The organism is Microbacterium paraoxydans, assembly GCF_020524545.1.
Classification (GTDB): Bacteria; Actinomycetota; Actinomycetes; order Actinomycetales; family Microbacteriaceae; genus Microbacterium; species Microbacterium paraoxydans_C.
In genome coordinates, this window is sequence record NZ_JAIVLG010000006.1 from 1 (window position 1) to 21,750 (window position 21,750).

The 21,750-nt window shown below is 68.2% G+C and carries 20 protein-coding genes; 12 read left to right on the top strand and 8 right to left on the bottom strand.

The annotated features are described in order from the left end of the window. Both LC041_RS12655 and LC041_RS12660 read left to right on the top strand, forming a co-directional pair. The coding region (locus LC041_RS12655) for an integrase core domain-containing protein (RefSeq protein ID WP_226532800.1) at positions 1 to 118 on the top strand (118 nt) is incomplete at its 5' end. A gap of 131 nt (positions 119 to 249) precedes the next feature. Next, positions 250 to 465 carry a hypothetical protein gene (locus tag LC041_RS12660; RefSeq protein ID WP_226533446.1) on the top strand — a complete coding sequence of 72 codons (216 nt, stop codon included), beginning with the start codon at positions 250 to 252 and terminating at the stop codon, positions 463 to 465. Between the two features lie 10 nt (positions 466 to 475). Here the strand turns inward: LC041_RS12660 and nucS are convergent, their stop codons facing one another. Together nucS and LC041_RS12670 are read right to left on the bottom strand one after the other, a co-directional pair. Next, complete coding sequence (gene nucS, locus LC041_RS12665) at positions 476 to 1,171, bottom strand: endonuclease NucS (protein WP_047522024.1); 696 nt, start codon at positions 1,169 to 1,171, stop codon at positions 476 to 478. Between the two features lie 73 nt (positions 1,172 to 1,244). Further along, positions 1,245 to 2,069, bottom strand: coding sequence for a GAP family protein (locus LC041_RS12670; protein ID WP_226533447.1), 825 nt, complete (start codon positions 2,067 to 2,069; stop codon positions 1,245 to 1,247). 115 nt (positions 2,070 to 2,184) lie between these two features. Between LC041_RS12670 and LC041_RS12675 the strand changes: the two genes are divergently transcribed. Both LC041_RS12675 and LC041_RS12680 read left to right on the top strand, forming a co-directional pair. Next, the gene (locus tag LC041_RS12675; protein ID WP_226533448.1) at positions 2,185 to 3,381 is read left to right on the top strand and encodes a sensor histidine kinase; all 1,197 of its coding nucleotides are present in this window, start codon (positions 2,185 to 2,187) and stop codon (positions 3,379 to 3,381) included. Next, positions 3,378 to 4,019, top strand: a complete 642-nt coding sequence (locus LC041_RS12680) for a response regulator (RefSeq protein WP_226533449.1) — start codon at positions 3,378 to 3,380, stop codon at positions 4,017 to 4,019. The genes LC041_RS12675 and LC041_RS12680 overlap by 4 nt, the downstream gene beginning before the upstream one ends. A 3-nt stretch (positions 4,020 to 4,022) precedes the next feature. Here LC041_RS12680 and LC041_RS12685 read toward each other — a convergent pair whose 3' ends face one another. Then, a complete protein-coding gene (locus LC041_RS12685) occupies positions 4,023 to 5,261 on the bottom strand; it encodes an MFS transporter (protein ID WP_226533450.1) in 1,239 nt (412 codons plus the stop codon). A 60-nt stretch (positions 5,262 to 5,321) separates the two neighbouring features. Between LC041_RS12685 and LC041_RS12690 the strand changes: the two genes are divergently transcribed. Next, entirely contained in the window at positions 5,322 to 6,383 is a 1,062-nt protein-coding gene (locus tag LC041_RS12690; protein WP_226533451.1) for a LacI family DNA-binding transcriptional regulator, read from the top strand. Positions 6,384 to 6,394: 11 nt separating this feature from the next. Here LC041_RS12690 and LC041_RS12695 read toward each other — a convergent pair whose 3' ends face one another. Then, entirely contained in the window at positions 6,395 to 7,891 is a 1,497-nt protein-coding gene (locus LC041_RS12695) for a hypothetical protein (RefSeq protein WP_226533452.1), read from the bottom strand. Between the two features lie 119 nt (positions 7,892 to 8,010). Here LC041_RS12695 and LC041_RS12700 point away from each other — a divergent pair, with 119 nt between their 5' ends. The 7 genes from LC041_RS12700 (at position 8,011) to LC041_RS12730 (ending at position 15,474) form a co-directional block, all read left to right on the top strand. Then, positions 8,011 to 10,980, top strand: a complete 2,970-nt coding sequence (locus LC041_RS12700; RefSeq protein ID WP_226533831.1) for a Na+/H+ antiporter subunit A — start codon at positions 8,011 to 8,013, stop codon at positions 10,978 to 10,980. Continuing rightward, complete coding sequence (locus tag LC041_RS12705) at positions 10,980 to 11,549, top strand: Na(+)/H(+) antiporter subunit C (RefSeq protein WP_226533453.1); 570 nt, start codon at positions 10,980 to 10,982, stop codon at positions 11,547 to 11,549. The genes LC041_RS12700 and LC041_RS12705 overlap by 1 nt, the downstream gene beginning before the upstream one ends. Beyond that, positions 11,546 to 13,096, top strand: a complete 1,551-nt coding sequence (locus tag LC041_RS12710) for a Na+/H+ antiporter subunit D (RefSeq protein ID WP_226533454.1) — start codon at positions 11,546 to 11,548, stop codon at positions 13,094 to 13,096. Before LC041_RS12705 ends, LC041_RS12710 begins: the two co-directional genes overlap by 4 nt. Then, entirely contained in the window at positions 13,096 to 13,683 is a 588-nt protein-coding gene (locus LC041_RS12715) for a Na+/H+ antiporter subunit E (RefSeq protein ID WP_226533455.1), read from the top strand. Before LC041_RS12710 ends, LC041_RS12715 begins: the two co-directional genes overlap by 1 nt. Beyond that, the gene (locus LC041_RS12720) at positions 13,680 to 13,949 is read left to right on the top strand and encodes a monovalent cation/H+ antiporter complex subunit F (protein WP_226533456.1); all 270 of its coding nucleotides are present in this window, start codon (positions 13,680 to 13,682) and stop codon (positions 13,947 to 13,949) included. The genes LC041_RS12715 and LC041_RS12720 overlap by 4 nt, the downstream gene beginning before the upstream one ends. Then, positions 13,946 to 14,335 (top strand): monovalent cation/H(+) antiporter subunit G, encoded by a 390-nt coding sequence (gene mnhG, locus LC041_RS12725; RefSeq protein WP_226533457.1) that lies wholly within the window; start codon positions 13,946 to 13,948, stop codon positions 14,333 to 14,335. Before LC041_RS12720 ends, mnhG begins: the two co-directional genes overlap by 4 nt. A gap of 257 nt (positions 14,336 to 14,592) precedes the next feature. Continuing rightward, positions 14,593 to 15,474, top strand: a complete 882-nt coding sequence (locus LC041_RS12730; protein WP_226533458.1) for an endonuclease domain-containing protein — start codon at positions 14,593 to 14,595, stop codon at positions 15,472 to 15,474. Between the two features lie 82 nt (positions 15,475 to 15,556). On the opposite strand, the gene LC041_RS12735 is transcribed toward LC041_RS12730, so the two are convergent. From LC041_RS12735 to LC041_RS12750, 4 genes are all read right to left on the bottom strand, one after another. Next, positions 15,557 to 16,318, bottom strand: coding sequence for an alpha/beta fold hydrolase (locus tag LC041_RS12735; protein ID WP_226533459.1), 762 nt, complete (start codon positions 16,316 to 16,318; stop codon positions 15,557 to 15,559). Positions 16,319 to 16,373: 55 nt separating this feature from the next. Beyond that, the gene (locus LC041_RS12740; RefSeq protein WP_226533460.1) at positions 16,374 to 19,025 is read right to left on the bottom strand and encodes a penicillin acylase family protein; all 2,652 of its coding nucleotides are present in this window, start codon (positions 19,023 to 19,025) and stop codon (positions 16,374 to 16,376) included. A gap of 95 nt (positions 19,026 to 19,120) precedes the next feature. Next, positions 19,121 to 20,956, bottom strand: a complete 1,836-nt coding sequence (locus tag LC041_RS12745; protein ID WP_226533461.1) for a YhgE/Pip family protein — start codon at positions 20,954 to 20,956, stop codon at positions 19,121 to 19,123. Continuing rightward, on the bottom strand, positions 20,953 to 21,750 hold the full coding sequence (locus tag LC041_RS12750; RefSeq protein ID WP_226533462.1) for a hypothetical protein: 798 nt from the start codon (positions 21,748 to 21,750) through the stop codon (positions 20,953 to 20,955). Before LC041_RS12750 ends, LC041_RS12745 begins: the two co-directional genes overlap by 4 nt.

Sequence of the window (21,750 nt, forward strand, 5' to 3'; positions counted from 1 at the left end):
GCGATCGGCCGTCTACCAGACCTGGATCCACGGCTACAATCACCACCGACCCCATACCGCTCTCGGAGGCCTCTCACCCATCGACCGCGTCCACAACGTCCATGGGAAGAACACCTAGGGTGCCGCGGGAGGATGACCGTCCTTCCTGCACAGGTGTGCACGCAAGCATCTTGTGCACACCTTATGTGGATAAGAAATGTCCCCATATAAGGTCGTGACAATGGCTGTTACACGGGCAAGAATGGGGGCATGTACGTGTCGATGGAAATCATCACGATCTTGGCGACCGGGGCGACGACTCTGGTGGCCACCATCAGCGGATTCGGCTGGATGATCAGTCGCATGGACGCGCGGTTCGCGGCAGTGGACGCGCGGTTCACACGCATCGAGCAGGAGGTCTTCGAGGTGAAGATCGCGATCGCACGGCTGGAGGGACCGCCGCCGCGGCTCATCGCCGCGCGCTGACCGGGACGTCTCAGAACAGGCGGGGGATGCCCGACTCGATGCCCTTCATGTCGTCGTAGTCGAGCACCAGGCAGCGGATGCCCCGGTCCTCGGCGAGAACACGTGCCTGCGGTTTGATCTCCTGCGCGGCGAAGACGCCCTGGACGGGGGAGAGGTGGGGGTCGCGGCCCAGCAGCTCGAGGTAGCGGGTCAGCTGCTCCACGCCGTCGATGTCGCCGCGTCGTTTGATCTCGACGGCGATCGCGGCCCCGTCCGCATCGCGCACCAGAAGGTCGACCGGTCCGATCGCCGTGGGGTACTCGCGCCGCACCAGCGTCGCGCCCTCGGAAATACGTTCGACCTGCTCGGCGAGGAGCCGCTGCAGGTCGGCCTCGACGCCGTCTTTCTGCAGTCCGGGATCGACACCCAGCTCGTGCGACGTGTCGTGGATGATCTCGTAGATCTGCACGCGCAGCGCGTCGCCGGTCTTCTTGTGCGTGACGCGCCACACCTCGACGACGCCGGCACTCGCTTCTTCTTCGCCGGGAACCTCGCTCGACAGCGAGCACGGCGGACTCATCCAGTTCAGCGGCTTATAGCTTCCGCCGTCGGAGTGCACGAGCAGACTCCCGTCTCCTTTGTGCACGAGCAGACGCGTGGCGAGCGGGAGATGGGCGTTGAGTCGACCGGTGTAGTCGACCGAGCAGCGGGCGATGACGAGACGCACCCGTCGAGCCTACTTCGTCGGGAAGGTGCCTCGTCGCACCTCCGGCGACACAGGCCGCGAACGAGTCGATCGACTAGAAGAGCCCGAGCTCGGTGGCGGCGGAGCGCGCGATCAGGAATCCGATGATGCCGATGATCCAGGCGGTGTTCTCGGCGCCCGTGCGCTGCATCCACGCGGCGAAGCGTTCGAGCGGTCGCTGCACCAGGGGCGCGGCGACGAGGCGGAGCAGGAGCAGGATGATCGCGGGCAGGATCATCAGTACGCAGTATCCGGCGAGCGACATCACACGAAGTGGGGTGTCGATCCCGGCGTCCGCGAGCATCGTCATCGCGACGATGTACGGGAGCATCGTGGCGATCTCCACGACGCCTGCGGCGATCGCCACCGCCATCACGGCGGTTCCACGAGTGCGCGGATCGAGCAGACGGTCCCTCCACCGCGTGATGCGTCCGGGGCGGGTGCCGGCCGTGGTCGTCGTGGTGGGTGGGTCGGGTGTCATCGGCGACCGGCCGCCGGGCTCCTCCTGCGCTGCGGGCACGCTCTGTCGAGCGATCCTCTCGGTGGAACGGTTCTTCGTCGTCTTCTCGCCCGTCGGCATCACGAAGGCAGTGATCAGGAGCCCGCCTCCCACCAGGAGACGGAGGATGAGTCCGGCCGGAGACGCGAGGAAGGCCGAGGCGACGTCGACGAGGTTCACCAGTCCCCACAGGAACAGGAGGCCGACGAGCAGATAGAACGTGGCGATCGTCGCGAGGTAGAGCAGAATGCGCCCGGCACGGATGCGCCCCGGATGCAGGAGGAGGAAGACCGGGATGAGGAGGGTGCCGACGCTCAACCCGTCGATCAAAGCCAGAATCGCGAGGGAAAGGGGCAGCGGCAGCCCACCGAAAAGTTCCATGCCTTCACGCTCGCTGAAGTGGAGCCGCGATGGATCGGGCGAAAGTACCGATCTCCACGCGCTCTTCATCCCTTCGACGGATGCGTCGGCGAGCGCAGCGTGATTGCATGAGGGCATGCACGAGCAGGTCGACGGTGGATTCGGCACCTGGTATCGCCGTCACCGCTGGTGGGCCGATCCGGTCGGCATGGCCGTTCTCGCGATCGTGATGGCCGCGCTCGGATTCCGCGGCATCTGGGGGCCATTCTCGATGCTTCCCGAGCCGGTCTCACCCTGGTGGGCTCTGGTGCTCGCGCTGCCCGCCTGCGCGCTCGCGCTCGTCAAGAGGCGGATGCCGATGACGGCGCTCGTCCTGGTCACGGTGCTCTTCGTGATCGATCTGCTCACCGTCGGCGGCCTCGGCACCCTCGTCGTGCTGCTGGACGTGCTGTGGACGGCGGCGTTCCTCGCAGGACCGCAGGGGCGCCGCGTGCTGCTCGTGCTGTTGGGGGTGTCGACGGTCTTCCTCTTCCTGGCAGCCTGGTTCTTCACCGACGTGCGATTCCCCGTCGCGTTCCTCATCGGCGTGCAGTTCGGCGCGATCTTCGGCACGGACTACTGGTGGGCCGTCGCCGTTTCCCAAGCCCATGAGCTCGCAGAACTGCACCGCCAGCGCGCAGAGGACGCCGCTGCGGTCGCCGAGAGGGACCGCGTCGAGGCCGTGCAACGGGAACGGGAGACGATGGCACGGGAGCTGCACGACGTCGTCGCCGGTCATGTCATGGCGATGGCGATCCGTGCCGAGGCAGCGCTGTCGATGGAACCCGACCGCACGACGGACCGGGATGCGCTTCAGGCCGTCCGCGATGCAGGCCTCGATGCTCACGGTGCTCTGCGGACCATGATCTCGGTCCTGCGCCGCGGAAACGGAAGTCTCACTCCGACGCCGCGCTGGTCCGATCTTGCAGGAATCGTGCAGGAGGCGGAACGGACGGGATTGGTCGTCCGATTCGCCTCCGCCGATCTTCCCGACCTCGGTGCGGGCCCGGAGCAGGCCGTCGTCCGCATCGTGCGTGAGGCCCTGACGAACTGCATCCGACACGCGAGCGGCGCCGAGGTCGATATCACGATCGAAGGGGACGACGCCGGAGTCCGCGTCGTGGTGCGCTCGCGAGGAGGGATCGCCAGTGCCGCAGCAACGCACGGCGATGAGGGATGGGGACTGCAACTGCTGCGGGAGCGTGTCGGGGCGCTCGGCGGTGACTTCTCAGCCGGCCGGGTCGCGGACGGATGGTCCGTCGAAGGCAGGATCCCGGTCGAGGTACGAGCATGACGGCCCCGACCGTCATGCTGGCCGATGACCACGGGGCGATCAGAGCCGGCCTGCGCATCATGCTCGAGGCGCACGGGGTCACCGTGGTCGGGGAGGCGGCGGATGGCGACGTTGCCGTCCGCAACGCAGCAGCGTTGCGCCCCGATGTGGTGCTCATGGACCTGAGGATGCCGGGTCGCGACGGGATCTCCGCGACCCGGGAGATCGTCGAGCGCGGCTTCGGAGACGTCCTGGTCCTGACGAGCTTCGACGAGGACGAGCTCGTGATCGGGGCGATCCGTGCCGGTGCCGTGGGCTTCCTCCTCAAGACCGTCGACGCGCCGACTCTCGTCCAGGCCGTGCGCTCTGTCGCTGCGGGGGAGGGGGCGCTGGATCCGCGGGTGACTAGAAGAGCGCTCGCCGCGGTCGCCGGGAGCGCGGACACGCCGGCGCCGGCCGGACAGGCTCAGTACGACCTGACCTCGCGTGAGCAGCAGGTGCTCGACGGCATCCTCCACGGGTGGTCGAACGCTCAGCTCGCGGTGCGACTGTGTATCTCGGTGCCGACCGTCAAGACGCACGTGTCGAACGTGCTCACGAAACTCGGCGCGCGCAGCCGTTCCCACGCGGCCGCCCTGGTGCGCGGGTGGGAGGCCTGAGCCTCAGCCCTGGTCCCTGCGCGCGACCGGTGACTTCTCGTCGTCTCGGAGCGGACGAGCGGCACCGGAGAACAGCCCCGACAGCACGACGAGCGCGACCAGGATGAACAGCGTGTTCAACAGGCCGATGTGCTCGCTGATGACCCCGAGGACGGGCGGGCCGCCCAGGAAGGCGACGTAGCCGATCGTCGCCGCGGCGCTCACCCGTGCGGCGGCCTTGGCGGGATCGTCTGCCGCCGCGGACATTCCGAGCGGGAAGCCGAGCGACGCGCCGACTCCCCACAGTGCCGCGCCCACGAGCACGAGAGGGAACGTCGGCGCGAGGATGAACAGCAGGATGCCCGACGCCGCGGCGACCGCGAGGATGCGCAGCACCGTGACACGCCCGAACCGGTCGACCAGCGGTCCTCCGAACAGCCGCACCGACGTCATCCCGATGGAGAACACCGCGAGGGAGACCGCGCCCGTGCCCTCCGCGAAGCCGTGGCCCTGCTCGGTGCCGAGCGCGATCCAGTCGTTCGCACCGCCTTCGGCGAACGACATCCCGAGCATCACCATGCCGAGGAGATACGTCCGTGACTCGCGCCACGCCTCCAATGCGGTGTGCATCCGTGCGCGGAACGGGGGCTTCTCGTGATTCGTCGGATCGAGGGTCGCTTCGCGCGCCGGCACCTGGAAGAAGCAGGCCACGGCGATGACGGCGATCAGCACGCCCATGACGGTGGCGTGCGTGGCGACGTCGATCCGGAGTTGGGCGGCCAGCGCGCCGATCCCGGCGCCGATCACGGTGCCGAAGCTGAAGAACGCATGGAACACGGGAAGGATCGTGCGACCCATCTGCTGCTCGATCGCGGTCGCCTCGACGTTCATCATCACGTCCACCGAGCCGTTGCCGAAGCCGAACAGCGCCATGCCGATCAGGACCAGCGTGACGGAGCCGAAGACGTTCGCCCCGAGTCCGACGAGCACGATGCCGGTGGCGAAGGTCAGCATCGTCAGCAGCATCCCCCGGCGTGCGCCCGTGCGCGCCATCACGGCGGGGCCTGTCGAGATGCCGACGATCGAGGCGACGCCCATGCCGAGCAGGATCAGCCCGACCTGCGCGTTGTCGAGATCGAGTGCCTGTTTGATCCCGGGCACACGCGACGCCCAGGTCGCGATCGAGAGGCCGCTCGCCAGGAAGACGGCGAAGATCGCGGCGCGCCAGCGGACGAACTGCGATCGGGTGAGGGCTGCATCCATGCCGCACAGCCTATCGAATCGATTCGACCATCGGGAAGCGAAGCGAGCTATCCTCGAAGTATGAGCAGTCAGGAGACGCCGCGCCGGCCCACGATCGCCGACGTCGCACGCGAGGCGGGTGTGGCGACGTCCACCGCCTCGGTCGTCTTCAGCGGCAAGGCGAAGGTGGCCCCCGCCACTCGGGAGCGGGTGCTCGCCGCGGCAGCCGAGCTCGGGTACACCGGCCCCGATCCTCGCGCAGCCTCCTTACGTCGAGGGCGCAGCGGCATCGTCGCCGTCGTGCTCGAAGGTCATCTCCGTGCAGCCTTCCTCGACCCGGTCACGACCGCCATGATGGACGGACTCACGGACGGGCTGGCCGAGCTCAGCGCCGGGATCCTGCTGATGCGCGATGAGCCCGGGGAAGAAGGGGCGGGCATCGCCGATGCTCCCGTGGACGCGGTCGTGCTGATCGGCTGCTCGGGGCGCACCAGGTCCTCACTCGAGATCGTCGTGGGGCGGGGTCTTCCCGTGGTCGTGATCGAGGGGGACGCGGGCGAGTCGATCCCGCGCATCACGTTGGACAACGCGGCAGCCTCCGCCGATATCGCGCGCCATGTGCGGGAGCTCGGCCACCGCGATGTCGCTGTCGTCACGCTTCCCCTCGACACCGACCGCGAACGGACAGCGATCACGCCCGACCGGCTCGCGAACGCCACCGTCGACGTCACGATCCATCGGCTCGCAGGGACGCGCGAGGTCTTCCCCGATGCGCTCGCGATATCTGCGGCCGGAAGCCTCATCGACGAAGGCGTGCTGGTGGGACGCATGCTCCTCGCCGATCCGGCCACCCGGCCGACAGCCGTGCTCGCGCAGAGCGACCTGCTCGCGGTGGGCGTGATCCGCGCCGCGGAGGAAGCGGGGCTCCGGGTGCCGGAGGACCTCTCCGTCGCCGGCTTCGACGGGATCGCGCTCGACGGTCTCGGAGACCTCAGGCTCACGACCAGTGTGCAGCCGGCGGTCGAGAAGGGGCGGGCAGCGGGGGAGCAGATCGCGCGCATGCTCCGGGGCGAGCCCGGTGTGACGCAACATCTCACCTGTCGCTTCCACGCCGGCACGACCACGGGTCCAGCCCCGCGCTGACCAGGCGCGGATCAGCTGTGCTGCGGTCCCAGCGGAAGCGCGGTCTCACCGAAGTCGAGAATGCGATAGCGGCCGCAGTCGACCACGTCTTCGGGAACGGCAGGCACCGGCAGGCTCCACGGCACCGTCTGCGCGTCCTCGACGAGGAAGGACACCTCGCCGGCGTCGAAGTCATGACGGTTCACCAGCCAGGCATAGCCCCGCAGCTCGTGATCCACCTGCACGAGTCGGGCGGGGTCCTGCAGCTGCAGTTTCGGGAGGCGAACGGTCCAGAACTGTCCGGCGCCGGTGCGGCCCGAGGCGTCGACCCAGTCGGTCACGCAGGCCAGGTCCGGGTCGGCGACCTGCGCGGCGGCGGAGAGTCGAGGTGCACTCACCGCGCCGCCCGCCACCAGCAGCGCGATGGTCGCTGCGGCGAAGGTCCTGCGAGCCCGTGGGCTCATCCGCACGATGCGAGGCGACGCGACGAGCGCGAGCACGGGGGCGAACGCGAGAGGTTGCAGGTAACGGGCGGCGTGGGTGCCGACCGCGATCGCGCCGACGGCGACGAGGACCGGCATGAGCCAGGCGCTCGTGGCGACGAAACGGGCGCCGACTTCTGAGGCTCGTGCCGTGCGGAAGCCCGCGAGCACGAGGAGGGCGAGGACGATGAGCCCGGCGATCATCCCGGTGGGCGCGGACAGGCGATCGGTCAGCAGCGCGCCGTAATACTCCAGCGACTCGGCCCACCGCTCCGGCTGCACGTAGCCGGCCCCCGTGTTGGCGATCCATGCCGCTAGTGGAATGCGCCCGAAGACCCCGAGCGTCGTGCCGCCGAGGACGACAGCGAACAGAGTCCCGACCCGGCCCCTCTGCGTGCTCCGGATCAAGAGGACGAGGAGCAGCAGGGCGAGCGGAGCCGTCGCCCACACCGCATACAGAGGATTCGACAGGGTCGATACGAGAGACGTGACCCCGAGGGCGATCAGAGGGACGGGGCTGCCCGCCTCCCGGTCCAGCACGCGCCGGACCAGTCCGACCGAGAGCACGACGGCGACGACCGTCGCCGCGTAGTACGTCGTCGTCAATGACAGGGACGCGAGCTCGAGCGCATCGCGAGACGCCGACACTTCGGTGAGGGCGAGCAGGCAGAACGCGGCGAGGCTCAGCAAGGACCACGTCACGGGAGCCGAACGGTCGGTCCGACGCCCCGCGACCACACGGATCGCTCCGTACAGGGCGAGCAGGTTCACCAGGGCGTTCGCAGCCAGCAGACCTTCCACGGCGAACGGCAGGGTCGCGTCGAGGCCGACGAACACCGCGGTCTCGGGGAGGAAGAGCACGCTCGACATCGCCCAGTCCATCAGCTGTCCGGAGAGGATGGAGCGCGCGAACATGGCGACGACCAGGGAATCCCCGTCGCGGAACAACAACTCCGAACGCGCCGTCGAGGCGACCTGCGCGGCGGTGATCAGCGCCAGCGCGAGGGCGCCGACCCCTCCAGCCAGCTCCCGCACCCACGCCCGCATGCGACCACTCTTGCACGTTCGTGCAGACGGAGAACCGCGCGGGGCCCCTGGCGCCGGTAAACTGGATGCGAGACCCCCGCGAGAGCTGGGGGCCGACGACCCCCGAGGGAGCCGCGTATATGCTGACGCTCCTCGCCGTGTTCCTCCTCGGGTCGCTGTTGATGCCCGTTCTGGTGCGCTGGCTCGGGGCTCAGGCGTTCGCGATCGCAGCCCTCGTCCCGGCCGCCGCCTTCGTGCATGCGCTCGTCATGACGCCACAGGTACTCGACGGTCCGGTCCCGTTCGAGTCGGTCGCGTGGATCCCGCAACTCGGACTCAACCTGTCCATGAACATGGACGTGCTCGGCTGGGTGCTGACGTTGATCGTCACCGGCGTGGGTGCCCTCGTGCTGCTCTACTGTCGGTGGTACTTCCACGACGACACCGCGGGCATCGGGCAGTTCGCCGGGGTGCTGCTCGGCTTCGCCGGGGCGATGTACGGCCTGGTCCTCACCGACGACCTCGTGATGCTGGTCATGTTCTGGGAACTGACGAGCATCCTCTCCTACCTCCTCATCGGTCACTACCGGCGTCGAGCCGCGAGTCGACGCGCAGCGCTCCAGGCACTTCTGGTGACCACGCTCGGCGGACTCGTGATGTTCGTCGGAGTCGTGCTGCTGGTCGTCGACACCGGAACGTCGAGCATCCGCGAGATCCTCGAGATCGCGCCGACCGGACCGATCGTGGACGCGGCGATCGTCATGCTGCTGGTCGGAGCGATCAGCAAGTCGGCGCTGTTCCCGTTCCACTTCTGGCTTCCCGGCGCGATGGCCGCTCCCACTCCGGTCAGCGCTTATCTGCATGCGGCGGCGATGGTGAAAGCCGGCATCTACCTGATCGCCCGGTTCGCCCCGATCTTCGCGTTCAGCGCTCCGTGGCGCCCTCTCGTCATCACCCTCGGAATCCTGACGATGCTGATCGGTGGAATCCAGGCGTTGCGCGAGACCGACCTCAAGCGCATCCTCGCGTTCGGCACGGTCAGCCAGCTCGGCTTCTTCGCCGTGGTCGTCGGCTACGGCACCCAGGCGGCGGCGCTTGCGGGACTCGCCCTGGTCATCGGGCACGCGCTGTTCAAGTCGGCACTGTTCCTGATCGTCGGAGTCATCGACCGCCAGCTGTCCACACGAGACATCACAGAACTCTCCGGTGTCGGACGGCAGGCGCCGGTCATGGCTACGGCGGCATTCATCTCCATCGCCTCGATGGTCGGCATCGCTCCGACCATCGGATTCGTCGCGAAGGAATCGACCCTCACCGCTCTCCTCGACGATGCTCTCGGAGGATCCCCGTGGGGCCTGGTCGCGCTCATCGGGGTCGTCCTCGGGTCCATGCTCACTGCGGCATATGGGGCACGCTTCCTCTGGGGGGCGTTCTGGAAGAAGCGTGACGAGCAGGGTCGGCGGCTTCCGGACACCGTCTGGCCCGACCCCCCGGTGGGCTTCCTCTCGGCGCCGATCATCCTCGCCGGGGTCACCCTCGCCGCAGGCATCGGCGCCCCTGCGCTCGATGTCGCGCTGCAGGGCTACGCGCTCACTGCGAGCCCGGGGCTCGACCATGCGGGAGCAGCCGTCGAGGGCCCGGGGCACCTCGCACTCTGGCACGGCCTCGAACCCGCGCTGGGCATCTCGATCCTGTCGATCCTGTTCGGCATCGGGATCTTCCTCCTCAGCCGCAGGACCGGCTGGGATCGCAAGGCCCGCTTCCTGCGCTTCACGGCGGCGGACGTGTACTACTTCGTCATGCGCGGCGTCGACCGGCTGTCGGTCCTGAGCACCACCCTGACCCAGAGGGGATCGCTCCCCGTGTATGTGGGCACGATCTTCGTGGTCTTCGTCTCCGCGGAGGTGACCGCGCTCGTCGCGAGTGACATCGATCGCTACAACCTGTCCGCCTGGCACACGCCCGCGCAGCTCGTGGTGGCCCCGATCATGGCGGCCGCCGGCGTCTTCGCCGTTCGTGCGCGCAAGCGCTACACGGGTGTGGTCCTGGTGTCGGTCACCGGATTGGGAATGGTGGTCCTCTTCGCCACGAGCGGTGCCCCCGATCTCGCGCTCACTCAGATCCTCATCGAGACCGTCACCATGGTCACGTTCGCGCTCGTGCTCCGGCGCCTCCCTGCGCGGATGGGCGAGCACAACGCCTCCGTCGGACGGGTTCCGCGCGCGCTCCTCGCGATCGGCGTCGGCGTGACGATGGCCTTCATCGCCGTCGTGGCGACCCAGTCCCGGATCGCCGACCCGATCTCGGAGATCTTCCCCGAGATCGCCTACGAGATCGGCCACGGGAAGAACGTCGTCAATGTGGCGCTGGTCGACCTGCGCGGCTGGGACACGATGGGCGAGCTCTCGGTGCTCGTGCTGGCCGCGACGGGTGTGGCCTCGCTCGTGTTCGTCACGCACCGTGCCGACCTGCTGGCCGGCACCAAGAACCTGCCCAGGGCCACCCGCAAGGCTGCCCGCAGCCGTCCGCTCGTCGAGACGACCGAGGGCATCCGCTTCCAGACCTCCGAGAACGAGAGCAGTCCGCGCGCCTGGCTCGTCGGCGGACAGCGGATGAAACCCGAGAACCGTTCGATCCTGCTCGAGGTGATCGTCCGGATCCTGTTCCACACGATCATCGTGGTGTCGATCTTCCTGCTGTTCTCCGGTCACAATCTTCCGGGTGGCGGCTTCGCGGGCGGGCTCGTCGCCGGTATGGCCCTCGTCATGCGCTACATCGCCGGTGGCCGGTGGGAACTCGGTGCCGCGGCCCCCACCGACGCCGGACGGCTTCTGGGCACCGGGCTGATCCTGGCCGTCGGCACCGCGGTCGTGCCGCTCTTCTTCGGCCTTGCACCGTTGACCAGCACCTTCTGGGAATGGGAGATCCCCGGGATCGGGCACATGGAGTTCGTCACCTCGACGATCTTCGACGTGGGCGTGTACCTGGTCGTGATCGGCCTGGTCCTCGATGTGCTGCGCAGTCTCGGTGCCGAGGTGGACCGGCAGGCGGCCCTCCGGTCCACGCCGGGTCCCGAAGGTTTCCTCTCCCGTGAGGGGAGGACCCGCTGATGGACGTCTCGCTCACCCTGATCATCATCATGGCGGTGCTCTTCGCCTGCGGCGTGTACGCGATGCTGGAGCGCAGCCTGACCCGCGTGCTGATCGGCTTCCTGCTGCTCGGCAACGCGACGAACCTGCTGCTCCTGATCGTGATGGGGGTGCCGGGCAACGCCCCGTTCTTCGGCACCGAGGGCGAGATCAGCGATCCGCTCCCGCAGGCGCTCACTCTCACCGCCATCGTGATCACTTTCGCGGTCTCGGCCTTCCTCCTCGCCCTCATCTATCGCTCCTGGCAGCTCGGCCAGGCCGACACGGTCGAGGATGACGAGGCGGACATCGCGCTGCGCGAGCGCACCGACGCCGACGAAGACCTCATGGACGACGAGTCCGAGACGGACGACGACGAGGCGACCACGGACTTCGTGGGCGTGCAGACATCGCCGATCACGGTGCTCCACATGCGCGATCACTCCGCCATCCACGATGACGCTCCGTTCGACGCACCCACCGACTGGGGCGGACAAACAGACCACGACGAACGTCACGACCGCGGAGAGAACGAGGAGGGCAGGCCATGACCGCCCTCGTCCCGCTCCTGGTCGCCCTGCCACTCCTGGGAGCCGCCGTCACGCTCGTGTTCGGCCGGAACCCGCGGCTCCAGGTCGTCGTCACCGTGGCCACGCTCGCCGCGGTCTCCGTGATCGCCGCCGTCCTCCTCGTGGTGGTGGACGGCGGCGAACCGCTCGCGGTCTCCGTCGGCGGCTGGCCGGTGCCGTTCGGCATCGTGCTCTACGTCGACCGCCTGGCTGCGCTCCTCGTGCTCATCTCGAGCGTCGTGCTGGTCGCGGTCCTGCTCTTCTCGATCGGCCAGGGCGCCGCCGACGGTACCGATGAGACGCCGATCTCGATCTTCAACCCGTCGTACCTGATCCTCGCGGCAGGCATCTTCAACGCCTTCATCGCGGGCGACCTCTTCAATCTCTATGTCGGCTTCGAGATCCTGCTCGTCGCCTCGTACGTGCTGATCACGCTCGGCAGCACGGAGTCCCGGATCCGCACGGGTGCGGTCTACATCGTCGTCTCGCTGGTGTCGTCGATCCTGTTCCTGGCGTCGATCGCGATGATCTACGGTGCGCTCGGCACGGTCAACATGGCGCAGATCGCCGAGCGGATGTCGGAGCTCCCGCAGGAGACGCAACTGGTGCTGCACCTGATGCTGGTGGTGGCCTTCGGCATCAAGGCGGCGATCTTCCCGGTGTCCTTCTGGTTGCCGGACTCGTACCCGACCGCACCCGCGCCGGTCACGGCGGTGTTCGCAGGGCTGTTGACCAAGGTCGGCGTGTATGCGCTGATCCGTACCGAGACGCAGCTCTTCGCCTCGAACAGCATCGACACCCTGCTGCTCATCATCGCTCTCGCGACCATGATCGTCGGAGTGCTCGGTGCGGTCGCGCAGGCGGAACTCAAACGAATCCTGTCGTTTACCCTGGTCAGCCATGTCGGCTATATGATCTTCGGTCTCGCGATAGCGACCCCGGCAGCGATCGGTGCGACCGTGTACTACATCGTCCACCACATCGTCGTGCAGACGACGCTGTTCCTCGCGGTCGGTCTCGTGGAACGTCGAGCGGGGAGCACATCGATCCTGCGGGTGAAGGGACTCCTGAAGGTCGCGCCCGTGATCGCCGTGCTCTACTTCGTGCCGGCGATCAACCTCGGCGGCCTTCCCCCGTTCTCGGGGTTCATCGGCAAATTCGCGCTGTTCGAGGCCGCGGCATCCGTTGGCACACCGCTCATGCTTGTGCTGATCTTCGGTGGCATCATCACCTCGCTGCTCACGCTGTACGCCCTCATGCGTGCCTGGAACCTCGCGTTCTGGCGGGAGGAGGAGGACTCCACGGAGACCGAGGGACGCATCTCCTACCTCGGCAACGCCCCGGCAGCCGATGAGCAGCAGGAGCGTCGCCGCATCCCGAAGATCATGACCGTCGCGACCGGGGGGATGGTCGCGGTCACCCTCGCCCTCACCGTCTTCGCCGGTCCGCTCTATGCGCTCTGCGACCGTATCGGTGCCGCCCTGCTGCAACCCGTGAGCCTGGTGCAGCTGGAAGAGGAGGTGGGCTGATGGCGCCTGACACCCGACGGCACCTCTGGCGCGACCTCCGCGTGCAGCTGCCCTTCCTGGCGTGGCTCGTCGTGCTCTGGATGCTGCTGTGGGCGCAGTTCACCGTGCTGTCCTTCCTGACGGGGCTGATCGTCGCGATCTTCGTCACCCGCGTGTTCCGGCTGCCGACCGTCGCCCTCTCCGGCCGCGTCAACCTCTGGTACGCGGCGCTCTTCATCGTGCAGTTCCTCTTCGCCGTGCTCAACGGAGCGCTCTCGGTCACGGTCCAGGTGTTCGACTTCCGTCGGCAACCGGGCACGGCGATCATCGCGGTGCCGTTGCGCTACGCGGATGACCTGGTGATGACGCACGTCGCCGTGGTGTCGTCTCTGATCCCCGGATCGCTGGTCGTGGAGACCGACCGTGACCGGCGGATCCTCTACCTCCACGTGATCGGCGTCCGGACCATGGACGATGTGGAGAAGCAGCGCGCCGGCGTGCTCCGGTGGGAGCGCAGGATCGTGCGTGCGCTCGGCGACCCCGCGCAGTACCGTGCACTCAGGGCCGACGAGCGTGCCGGACTCGGAGCGAAGGGCGGTGTCCGATGAACATCCTGCTGCTGCTGATCATGGTCGTCTTCGGCCTCGCCGCGATCCTCGCCCTGGTCCGGATCGTGCGCGGGCCGTCGATCCTCGACCGCGCCGTCGCCTCCGACGTGCTCCTCACCGAGGTGATGTGCGTGATCGGTGCGGAGATGGCGATCAACGGGCACACCCGGAACATCCCGGTCCTCCTCATCATCGCGGCCATCGGAGTGTTCGGGTCGATCGCGGTCGCCCGGTTCGTCGCGAGAAGGGACAACACGACACCATGAACGTGTTCGGTCTCATGATCCCGGATGCCGTCATCGACGTGGCGGTCCTGGTGCTCATCCTGCTCGGCGCCGTGCTGTGCCTGTCCGCAGCGGTCGGACTGCTGCACTTCCGGGACGTGCCCTCCCGTCTGCACGCGGCCACCAAGCCGCAGGTGCTCGGGCTCCTCCTCATCTGCATCGCCATCGCGCTGTCGCAGCGGTCGGTCGGCGGCATCCTGCTCGGGTTGGTGCTGGTCGCTCCCGTCGTGCTGATGCAGTTCGCGACCGCTCCGCTCTCGGCGCACATGGTCGGACGGCAGGCCTATCGCAACGGCACCATCGAGCAGCGCGGCCTCGTCGTGGACGAGCTCGCCGAGTCGAAGCAGACCCCACCCGCTGCCGGCTGATCCTCCGCCCAGGGTCGCGACACCGGGGCTGAGAAGCGGTTCGTGATCATAACTCCCTAGATCCGAGCTCAGAGGGGTCGGATTCGCCGTAGTTCCTGCTGAACCGTCATGCTGTTGAGGAGTTGTGAACGGCGAGACTGCCGTCACCGCGGCCCTGACTGTTCCTCCCCAGCGACGGCATCGGGAAAGAACATCCCCATCCCGTGAAACCGGCCCCGCCCTTCGCGCCGATCCGTCAGGCTTCCCGGATGCGCCACATGACCATCCGCCAACGCGCTGCCCAGTTCTACGCCGCTACCGTCTTCTCGCGCGCCGACCTGACGGCGTCGGGAATGACCTCGCGCGACATCACTCGCGCCATCGACAGCGGTCGGCTTCGGCGACTGCGGCGAGACCGGTACGCCATCGAACCGGTGTCTGCCGCGGTGGCCGAAGCTGTACGGATCGGAGGGCGCCTGTCGTGCGTCTCGCTTCTCGTCGAGATCGGGGTCTTCGTCCATCTGCGAGATGTCCTGCATGTGCATGTGCGACCAGGATCCTCTCGGGTGCGACGACCTCAGTCGAAGCACACGCTCCTCCACTGGAACACATGGTCAGGCGACCCCGAACCGCTGCACGCGGCAGCGCTCGCCGATGCGGTGGCACAGGCGGTCCGGTGTCAGCAACCGCGTGCGGCCGTCGCGACGCTCGACAGCATCATGCACCACGGTCTGATGTCGTGGGACGAGGTCCTGCGCGTCTTCGAGTGGTTGCCCAAGCGCTATCGGCCGCTTCTCGCCCTGGTCGATTCGTCGGCGGAGTCGGGACCGGAGACGTTCATGAGGCTCCTCCTGCGTGCACTGGGAGTCACGTACGAGACCCAGGTGGTCATCGACGGTGTGGGACGGGTGGACTTCCTTGTCGAAGGGTGGCTCATCATCGAGTGCGACAGCAAGGAGTTCCACGAGGGCTGGGAGAAACAGGTCGACGATCGTCGGCGCGATCTGGCTGCCGCGACGAAGGGGTACATCACCATCCGTCCCCTTGCCTCAGACATCTTGCGCAGGGATTCCGCCCTGCGCGAGACAGTCGACGCCGTCATTCGGAGCCTGGGCCCGCACTTCCGGAACGGTGCGCGTGCACAACTCCTCAAGAAGTGAGCGAAATCCAGCTGCGCAGCGTTCAGATGCGGCAGGCTGCACCGAACTTGAGGAGTTGTGAACGCCGACGACGGGTGAGGGGTCAGAGACGGGCGGCGAACTCGTGGATCAGCCGGGCCGCGGGCTCGGAGTCGCTGATCAGGGTTCCGTGACCGTGGTCGGGGATGACTTCGAGAGCGGCCCCGGGAATGGCGTCGAGGATCTCGCGGCACCAGCTCAGCGGCGCCAGGGGGTCGCTCTCCCCGCGAAGCACCAGCACGGGGCACTCGATACGGACGAACGCGTCTTCGGGTTCGTGGACGATGGTCGCGCGCATCTTCCGGATCAGGTGCGGTCCTCCGCGCAGGTACTCCCTGGCCCCGCGCCAGAGGACCAACGGCCGCTCACCGATCAGGTCGAGCAGCAGGTACCGCGCTTGGGAGGCGACATTGCGGGCCGCCTTGTTCACGGTGGGGCCGGCGAGCACGGCACCCTCGACGAGAGAGGGATGCCGCGCCGCGAGCTCGGCCGCGATCTGACTTCCCATCGAGTGGCCGATCACGATGACCGGACCCGCCCCCGCGTGCTCCAGGTAGGCCGCGACCAGGTCGGCGTGCCGCTCCATGGTGAGGGTCCGCGTCGGCTCGGGCGCTTCGCCGAATCCGGGGAGGTCGAGCGCGATCACACGCCCCTCGAGGCGCTGCACGATGTCGAGGTAGACGCTACGGCCCATGCCGATGCCGTGCAGGAGCAGGTAGGTGTGAGGGCCCTCCCCGAACGTCTCGGCGATGAGGGTCGCACCTCCGTGTTCGAACTCCAGGAGCGTGGCGGGGGTGCCCTTCGGGGCGAGGTAGCTGGATGGCACCCACCTACGCTAGCCCAGCGCCCTGTGCCCCCGCGCCCTCCGCCGCAGGCGAATGTCAGCCGGCCGGGGTCAGTATCAGGGTGTCGACGGTGGCCGCTGTGACAGCCTTCTCGGAGAAGGCCCAGGGGGTCTGCACGCCCGCGGCCCAGTCCTCCGTCTGGTCGGTGTAGTTCGCGTGGAAGGCGTGGCCGGACGCGCCTGTGAGGTGGTTCCAGGTCGACGCGTCGAAGTCCGACAGGTCGACGACCATGCGCATCGAGGGCACCGTCGTCGTGGCGTACGAGACGCCGAGAGCCCATCCGGTCGCGTTCACCACGGACGCTCCGCCGCCCACGGGGAACGGGCCGCGGTTGAAGAGCGCTTCGATCGGCGCGATCCCGGAGGAGCCGAGCGTGTCACTGGTGAGGGTGATCGCGTGGAGGTCGCCCCAGTTCCACCGCGACACGTCCTCACCCTGCAGGTCGGCGAGCTCCTCGTATGCCTCTTCCGCCGACAACTGCAGCATGGAGTCCATTCCGTCGACCTCGAGCTTCTCGTTGGTCCACAGCGGGTCGGACGGATTCTCGAACATGTCGGCCACGACCGTGAAGAGTCGGCCTTGTCCGTCGATGGGAAGTGGGTGCTCACGGTCGGCGAAGATGTTCTGCACGAGGTTCGACCAGAGCACGTTGGCGTAGGCGGCCGCGGCCGAGGATGCCGAGTTCTGGGCGTCCCATGTGGCCAGCAGCGCCACGGCCTCCTCCGGGCCGGAGCCGCTGACCCGGATGTCGCCCATCACCGTCGCGAGCTGCTTGCCGATCCACATCTCGTTGTCCATCTGGATGTCGCGCATGTCTTGGGCGGTCAGCGGAGCGGCGGCGGCCCGTCGTTCGATCAGGTGCGCGATGCGTGCCGCGCGGTACCCGTAGTCCCAGTCGCGGGAGAGGAAGTAGGAGTAGTCGTCCGTCACGATCGCGTTGTTGGCGGTCACGATGTACCCCGAGTTGGGGTTGTACGACACCGGAAGGTCCTCGAAGGGGATGTAGCCCGTCCAGTCGTAGCTGCTGTCCCATCCGGGTTGAGGCATCCAACCGTCGCCCGCGCCGCGGACCGGGAGTCGGCCCGGAGTCTGGTAGCCGATGTTGCCCTCGGTGTCGGCATAGATGAGGTTCTGGGCCGGCACGTCGAAGAGGGATGCCGCGTAGCGGAAGTCCTCGAAGTCCTGCGCGGTGCCCAGGGCGAAGATCGCGGTCGCCGTCGTGCCGGGGTCGAGGGCGGTCCAGCGCAGGCTGACCGCGTACTCGGCGTCGTCCCCGGCGCCGGGGACGGGAGCGGTGGCACCACCGGCATCGAGGGCCGGTGCGGGGTCCGCGGCGATCGCCGTGAAGTCATCCGTGAGGCCCGAGATGATCGGCCCGTGCACGGTCGACCGGATCGTCAGCTCGATGTCGTCGGAACCGGCGACCTTGATCGTCTCGGTGCGCTGATCGAGCGGGACGAGCTCCCCGTCGCGCCAGTACTCGTCGCCGACGACACGCTCGACGTACAGGTCGGTCACGTCCGTCGTCAGGTTCGTGAATCCCCAGGCGACCTGTCGGTTGTGCCCGATCACGATGCCGGGCAGCCCCGAGAACGAGAACCCGCTGACATCGAACGGACAGGCGTCGTTCACGGTCGAGCACGTGAGCTGCACCTGGTACCAGACGGAAGGAAGGGACGCGCCCAGGTGCGGGTCGTTCGCGAGCAACGGCATGCCGCTCTCGGTGAGGTCCCCGGAGACCACCCAGGAGTTCGAGCCGATTCCCTCGCCCACATCGCCCACGAGTTCGCTCGCCGCTTCGATGACGCTCGATGTCTCGGTCCACTCGATCGTCGTGGTCGCCTGCTGGATCTGTCCCTCGGTCCCGGGAGAGGTGTAGGCGGCGGGCTCCGCACCGGTGTCGAGGGCGGGCACGGTGGAGATCTTCGGGACGATCACCGGATTCTCATCGAACGGGTAGTCAGGGTAGAGCTGCGCCAGCAGTTCGCTGGTATCGGCCGGCGTCTCGCCGGCCTCGTTCGAATCGGCGGCGAGGAGCGATCGCTCGGTCTCGTTCTCGATGTTGCCCCGGAGATCCCAGGCCATCGCCTTGAGCCAGGCTACGGAGTCGGCGGGTTCCCAGGGCTCGGGGGCGTAGTCGGGATTCTGTATGCCGAGAACTGCATATTCGAGCGAGAGCTCTGCTCCGGAGCGGGACGCGAGGTAGGCGTTGACCCCCTCGGCGTAGGCGTCGTAGTAGCCGAGGGTGGTGTCGTCCATCGCCTCGACCTCGGCCTCGGCGACGTCGCGCCAGCCGAGGGTGCGCAGGAACGCATCGGTCGCCGCCTGCGACTCGCCGAACATCTCGGCGACCCGACCAGCGGTCACGTGGCGGCGGAAGTCCATCTCGAAGAAGCGGTCCTGGGCGTGCACGAAACCCTGGGCGTAGAAGAGGTCATCCGTGGAGTCCGCCGTGATCGTCGGGATTCCGCGCACATCTCGCTGCACGGTGACCTCGGACTCGAGGCCATCCAGCTCCAGCGTGCCGGACGTCTGCGGGAAGGAGCGCTGGATCGTCCAGGTGACGAAGAACGCCGCGGCCACGGCGACCACCACGATCGCGGCCACCACCAGGAACGCGATACGTCCGATCCGGACGCCCACCGAGGGGCGCGTGCGTGTGGCGGAAACCTGCGAATCGGTCGTCATCGTCGAGAACTCTTTCGGGTAGACAGGTGGAACTCAGTCCCGTCGAGCCCCAGTGCGCGTGTCAGGGTCGCGCCTTCGCATCCTATCCGGGATCGTCAGCCGATCAAGCTCGGTTGCAGGTCGCGCAGGGTGCGGCGATGGGTCATGCGCGTCACGCCGATCATCGCCAGCAACAGCGCTCCGGCGAGCCAGGCCCCCAGGACGGCCAGATCCCATCCGGCGCGCGCGTAGTCGCCACCGTACATGAGCTGTCGCATCGCGTCGACGACGTACCCCAGGGGGAGGACGTGGTGGAGAGCGGCGAGCGGGCCGGGCAGCGTCTGCCACGGGAAGGTCCCTCCGGCGGTGACCAGCTGCAGCACCATCAGCACCAGGCCGAGGAACTGGCCGACCGACCCGAGCCAGACATTGAGGGCGAGGATGATCGCCGCGAAGGTGGCCGAGGCGAACATCAGCACGCCCAGGGTGCCGAGGGGGTGGTCGAAGCTGAAGCCGAGAGTGATGGCCAGGATGCCCATGAGCCCGAGCATCTGCACGGCGCCCAGCATCGCCGGGGTCAGCCACCCGGCGAGGGTGATGCGGATGGGGGAGTGCAGGGCCGTGATCGCGCGCCGCGAGATCGGCTTCACGATCAGGAACAGCGCGTAGATGCCGATCCATGCCGAGAGAGCGGCGAAGAACGGGGCGAGTCCGGCGCCGTAGTCCTCGGCGGAGGCGACCTTGTCGCTCGACACCTTCACGGGGTCCGCGATCGTGTCGGCCTGCAGGCTCCGCAGCTCCGGGGTGGAGGACGGAATCGCCTCGACGCCGGCGGCCAATCCGTCCCGCAGCTCGGTCGTTCCGGATGCGAGTGTCGCGAGACCGTCTCGCAGCTGGACGGCACCGCTGTTCGCGGCAGAGGCTCCGGTCGCGACCGTGCCTGCGCCCGTGGCGAGATCGGCCGCACCGGAGGCGAGGGATGCGGCGCCGTCGGCGAGCTGGTCGACCTTGCCGACCGCGCTCTGCACCTGGGCGTTGCCTTCTTGCAGCCGTGAGCCCAGCGGGTCGAGGGTGGCGAGGACCTGGTCGATCTCCTCCGAGGTGAAGCCCCGCTCCGTCAGGGCGTTCGTGATGTCGGTGCGGACTTGCGGGAGTGCGTTCGTGGCTTGCTGGACCGCCGCTCCGGCGCGGTCGGCGACCTCCGCCAACTGACGGTTCCCCGCGCTGACCTGCTGTGCGCCGTTCGCGAGGGTCTGCGCTCCTGCCGCGAGTTGTGCCGTGCCGTCCGCGAGCTGAGCGGTGCCGTCCGCGAGCGTGGAACTCCCCGTCGCGGCGGTCCCTGCGCCGTCGGCGAGCTGCGTCGCCCCGTCCGTAGCTGTGACGAGCTTGTCGCGCACCTCGCTGAGTCCGGTGAGCAGCCGCTCTGCGGCCTCGCTGCCGACCATCTCGGCCACCGAGCTGCGGATCTTCTCCACGGCCTGCGTGCCCATCGACGACGCGAGGTAGTTGTTCGCGTCGTTCGTCTCGAGTTCGATCCTCGCCTGATGCGGATCGTCCCCGGCGGCTGAGGTGAGCGCTGCGGAGAAGTCCGCAGGGATGGTCACGGTGAAGTCCACCGTGCCGGTCCGCAGTGCCTCGGACGCCTCGTCCGCGCTCATCCGCTGCCAGTCGAAGGCGTTGCCGTCGATGAGATTCTCCGCGACGTCCTCGCCGTAGTTCACCTCGTCGTCGGTGGCCGGCTCCGCGCCGGTGGTGGGGGCGGGGGCGCCCTCGTCGTCGACGACCAGGGCGACGGGAACCTCGGGGAACTTGGCGTACGGATCCTGGTTCGCCCAGAGGTACAGCCCGCCGTAGAGGATCGGCACGCAGATCAGGGCGACCAGGGCGAGGATCCCCATCCTGCTCGCAGTCAGTCGCCGTAGTTCGGCAGCGATCATGGCGGGAACTTTCATCGCCCGCCTCCGTTCTCTGTGGAGTCCTCGTGGTGTGTGGTGTTGGGGGGTTCGTTGGGGCTCGTGGTGTCCGCCGACACGCCAGATGCAGGACCATCGGTGTCGTTCGGTCCGACATCTGGCGTGTCGGCCACCGTATTGGCCACGGCCACGGCCTCGGGGGTGGGGGAGGGGAGCGGGGGAAGCGGCTCGACGGGACCGGAGGCGTTGATCGCCTCGAACTCGTGCATGCGCTCCAGGGCCACGGCCGCCGATCCGCCGACGATCACGAGCATCGCGTAACCGCGGTCGGCGAACTCCCCGGCGATGCGCCACCAGCCGTCCGGGCTTCCGCCGTGACGGTCGGGGGAGACGAGGACCAAGCCCTCGACCCCTTCACGCAGCACGGCGAGCTCGCACAGGATGCGCACGCGGGCAGCCGGGTCGATGTTGCCGATGGGGACCGAAGCGAGCTCGCTGAAGCCCAACCGCGCCAGCCAGCGCCGTGCGTGCAGGGGCGTGGCGCCGACGCCGGCGAACATGAGCTCCTCCCCCACGACACCGGCCAGGGTGATGTCCGGATGCGGATCGCTCACATCGGGGGCATCGACCAGCGCGATGCGTCGGCGCAGCGCTTTCGGATCGGCCGAGCCGTCGATGCTCACTCGCCCGGTGTCGGTGCGCATGCGGCCGCTCGCGATCAGCCCGAGCACGGTCGGGCGCTGCTCCGTCTCGGAAAGGGCGAACCGCACGGCGCCGGTGTGGAACTCCAGCGACGTCAGCGGAAGTGCCTGACCGCCACGTCCTTTGCTCAC